This is a genomic window from uncultured Sphingorhabdus sp., assembly GCF_937872355.1.
GTDB lineage: Bacteria > Pseudomonadota > Alphaproteobacteria > Sphingomonadales > Sphingomonadaceae > Sphingorhabdus_B.
Genome location: NZ_CALMSV010000044.1, coordinates 1 through 4091, shown reverse-complemented (window position 1 = coordinate 4091; position 4091 = coordinate 1). Strand labels below are relative to the sequence as shown.

Here is a 4091-nt window from a genome sequence, read left to right as displayed (position 1 = left end):
CCGATGACCAATGACGCAAAAGTCGTAGCACCGATGACAAGCCCAAAACCAATGTTCATCGCCCATTTGTCGCTGACCAGGCCAAGCTGGGCAATGCGTTCGCCGGTGGGTGCGCCAAGGCTGGCGCCCGAATAAGCACCGGCTATGATGCCAATCAGGGTGATACCGATTTGCACCGTCGACAGGAACCTGCCCGGATCTTTGGATAAATGAAGTGCAGCAGCAGCGCCGCTGCTCCCTCCTTCGGCCATCGCCTGCAATCGGGCTGGGCGTGAGGATACAATGGCCAGCTCGGACATCGCGAATACGCCGTTGAGGGCGATCAGCGCGAGGATTATCAGCGCATCAAGCCAAGGGAATGGGTCGAGGTCCATGGTAGTGCCCTGCACATAGTGTGCGCCTGCCACCCTTGGCAAGACCCATGGCAATGCCTATGCGGTTGCCCATGTCGACTTTGCGCCCCACCAGTCCTGCGATCGCCTTCGCTGTAGCCGCAGCAGGAGTGGGAACCTTTTCGCTGATGGATGCCGCAATGAAGGATCTGTCGCTGAGCGTTGGTGCTTATAATGCCGTACTGTGGCGCAATCTTGCTGGAACCTTGATTGCGGGCATGTTGTTCGTTGCAACCGGTCAGGGCTGGCCCGCGCGCGATAATTTGCGGCTGCATCTGTGGCGCAGCATCATTGTAGCGGGGATGGCCGTCAGCTTTTTCTGGGCGATAGCGCGTTTGCCGCTGGCTGAAGCCATCGGCTTGTCGTTCATCGCACCTGTGATCGCACTTTATCTGGCCGCTATGTTGCTGGGCGAGAGAATCGGGCGCGAAGCGATACTTGCATCGATCGCCGGGCTCGCAGGGGTTGGCGTGATCCTTTATGGGAAATTCAGCGGGCATTATTCAAGCGATGCCCTGTGGGGCGCGCTTGCGGTGCTCTTTTCCGCCGTGCTGTTCGCCTATAATCTGATCCTCGCCCGACAACAGGCACAGGCAGCCGGGCCTATCGAGATCGCGTTCTTCCAGAATTTGCTAACCGCGTCTGTTCTGGCGCTTTTCGCTCCTTGGTTTCTGGCGCCGCTGGTGGTGGCCAAATTGCCGATGCTGCTGACCGCCGCATCGCTTGCCATATTCTCGCTATTGCTGATGAGCTGGGCCTATGCGCGGGCCGAGGCGCAGATACTGATCCCCGTGGAGTATACAGCTTTCGTCTGGGCAGTGTTGTTTGGCTGGTTATTCTTCGATGAGCCGGTAACGCTGACGACCTTGATTGGCACCGCTCTGATTATCGGCGGCAGCCTGATTGCTGCACGTGTAAAACCTGCGATTGTTAATCATGTCGAAATGGCTTCTGCTTAAGGGAACCATTAAGTGCGGCTGGTTTCGCACAAGGAATAGCGGTTGACCCTGATGGAAATACTCACGGCGATAGGCCGAAAAGCTGGAAGCTGGGCGCATGAGCGCGCAGTGCAGGGCATATTGGATACGCCGCCGATCGTGGCGCAAGACGATGGACTCATCCTGTTTTCGATGATCGGCACTGCGGTCCTTCTCCCCTATCTGGTCGCAGTCAAATCGCTCCATCATCATCTACCGCGTGGCAAAATCGTGCTGCTCGACGACGGTACGCTGACTACCGATGATAAGGCTGTTCTGGCTAAGCACTGCGATAATCCGGAAATCATCGTGAAGGCTGATGTGGACACTGCACCCTGCCCACGCGACAATTGCTGGGAACGATTGCTGTCCATTTTGGACCGGCGAAATGACCATTTCGTGATCCAGCTCGATTCGGACACGGTAACCACCGGCCCGGTTCCCGAAATTGCTGCAGCGATAGATGCCAACCGCAGTTTCACGCTGGCCGGTGGTCTGGACGAGGCACAGCACGGATTCAAAAGTGCGGCCGAGATTTCGCGCATCTTCCACGCAAATGGGCCTACGACCGACCATGTGCAGGCGCATGCGGAAGCCGCGATGAAGTCGCTGCACGATGCCGACAGCCGCCGCTATATCCGGGGGTGTGCCGGTTTTGCTGGCTTTGCCAAAAGTGAAGATGGCCGCGCCACGGTTTCGCGGTTTTCGCAGGAGATGGACGAGCGCCTTGGCAAGACCTGGCGCCAATGGGGTAGCGAACAGGTTGCGTCGAACTGGGTGGTCGCGAATGATCCCGATCCGGTTCAACTTCCCTATGACCGCTATATCAACCATTGGGACGAACCCATGCCCGAAAGCCCCGCTTTTGTGCACTATATCGGCACCTATCGCTACCGCTGGGGCAATTATTCGCGGACCACAAGGGAAGCGATTGCGGCGTTGAAAGCCTGATCAAACAGAAGAACCTGGCCTATATTCGCTATAGGCATTGACCCCTTGGCAGACTCGGTTTAATCGCACGATTAAATCAATCCAAGGAGTCCTGTCATGGCCACAGCCTATATTGTCGATGCCGTTCGTACCGCCGGTGGGCGGCGCGGTGGAAAGCTAGCCGGGGTGCACCCGGTCGATCTCGGCGCTGCCGTGTTCGATGCGATTGCTGACCGCAACCAGTTCGACACCAAAGCGATCGACGATGTCATCACCGGCTGCGTCTCGCAGGGCGGCCAGCAGACGATGGATCTCGGCCGCAACGCCGTGCTCGCGTCGAAACTGCCCGACAGCATCCCTGCCGTCACCATCGATCGCCAGTGCGGTTCTTCGCAGCAGGCAATGATGTTTGCCGCGCAAGCCGTCATGTCGGGCACGCAGGATATCGTGCTTGCCAGCGGTATCGAAAGCATGACCCGCGTTCCAATGGGTTCGGTCGCGACCTTGTTCATGAAGGAAGGCCTCGGCAACTATAAGTCGCCCCGCCTCGAAGAGAAATTCCCCGGCATCATGTTCAGCCAGTTCGCGGGCGCTGAAATGATCGTCAAGAAGCATGGCTTCACCAAGGATGATCTCGACGCATTTGCACTCGCCAGCCACCAGCGCGCCAAGGCAGCAACCGAAGCAGGCCATTTCAAGAATGAAATCGTCGGCATCGAAGTCGAAACGCCCGAAGGCAAGGAACTGCATCTGGTTGACGAAGGCATCCGTTTCGACGCCACGATGGAAAGCATCTCCAGCGTCAAATTGCTGCAGGAAGGCGGCTCGATCACCGCTGCCACCAGCTCGCAGATTTGCGACGGCGCCTCGGCTGCACTGATCGTTTCGGAACAGGCTCTCAAGGATCATGGCCTGACGCCGCGCGCGCGCATCCACCACATCTCGGTGACGGCAGGTGACCCGATCATCATGCTCGAAGAGCCGCTGTTCGCCACCGAAAAAGCGCTGAAGAAAGCTGGCATCAAGATCGAAGACATCGATGCCTATGAAGTCAACGAAGCCTTTGCCCCGGTTCCGCTGGCTTGGCTGAAATATCTCGGCGCATCGCATGATCGCCTGAACGTCCATGGCGGCGCGATCGCGCTCGGCCACCCGCTTGGTGCCTCGGGCACCAAGCTGATGGCGACGCTGCTCGGCGTGCTAGATGCCAAGGGTGGCAAATATGGCCTGCAGACGATGTGCGAAGGCGGTGGCCAGGCCAACGTCACCATCATCGAGCGGCTGTAATCGTCGACGCCCCGGCGAAGGCCAGGGCCTCCAGCGGTTTACCCAAAACCCATTGAATTAACCTCCAACGGCCCCGGCTTTCGCCGGGGCGACGATCAAGAAGGAAATTAGAATGATACTCGACTCATCCGTCGCAGCAGTCGTCACCGGCGGCGCATCGGGCCTCGGCGCGGCAACCGCACGTTCGCTCGCTGCAAAGGGCGTTAAAGTTGCGATTTTCGACCTCAACGAGGAAAAAGGCAACGCCATGGCCGCCGAACTGGGCGGCGTGTTCTGCAAGGTCAATGTGACCAGCGAAGAAGAAGTCGATGCCGCATTCGCCAAGGCACGTGCAGCGCACGGCCAGGAACGCATCCTCGTCAACTGCGCCGGTACTGGCAATGCGATTAAAACCGCCAGCCGTTCAAAGGAAGATGGCTCGATCAAGCATTTCCCGGTTTCGGCCTTCGAATGGATCATCCAGATCAATCTGATCGGCACATTCCGCTGCATCGCCAAGTCGGCC

General features: G+C 58.3%; 5 protein-coding genes. 4 read left to right on the top strand and 1 reads right to left on the bottom strand.

Translation table 11 applies throughout. The features are described from left to right. Positions 1 to 374: CNNM domain-containing protein (locus Q0239_RS02160; protein WP_298597697.1), on the bottom strand; the 374-nt coding region annotated here is incomplete at its 3' end. 71 nt (positions 375 to 445) lie between these two features. Here Q0239_RS02160 and Q0239_RS02155 point away from each other — a divergent pair. From Q0239_RS02155 to Q0239_RS02140, 4 genes are all read left to right on the top strand, one after another. Further along, entirely contained in the window at positions 446 to 1351 is a 906-nt protein-coding gene (locus Q0239_RS02155; protein ID WP_298597695.1) for a DMT family transporter, read from the top strand. A 42-nt stretch (positions 1352 to 1393) separates the two neighbouring features. Beyond that, on the top strand, positions 1394 to 2320 hold the full coding sequence (locus Q0239_RS02150) for a hypothetical protein (RefSeq protein WP_298597693.1): 927 nt from the start codon (positions 1394 to 1396) through the stop codon (positions 2318 to 2320). 96 nt (positions 2321 to 2416) lie between these two features. Further along, on the top strand, positions 2417 to 3586 hold the full coding sequence (locus tag Q0239_RS02145; protein ID WP_298597691.1) for an acetyl-CoA C-acetyltransferase: 1170 nt from the start codon (positions 2417 to 2419) through the stop codon (positions 3584 to 3586). Between the two features lie 112 nt (positions 3587 to 3698). Then, on the top strand, positions 3699 to 4091 hold a 393-nt coding region (locus Q0239_RS02140; protein ID WP_298597688.1), incomplete at its 3' end, for an SDR family NAD(P)-dependent oxidoreductase.

What these genes read in the sequence shown, in the direction of transcription:
- Q0239_RS02145 (WP_298597691.1), top strand. Translation starts at nt 2,417, where the DNA reads ATGGCCACAGCCTATATTGTCGATGCCGTTCGTACCGCCGGTGGGCGG.
- Q0239_RS02155 (WP_298597695.1), top strand. Translation starts at nt 446, where the DNA reads ATGTCGACTTTGCGCCCCACCAGTCCTGCGATCGCCTTCGCTGTAGCC.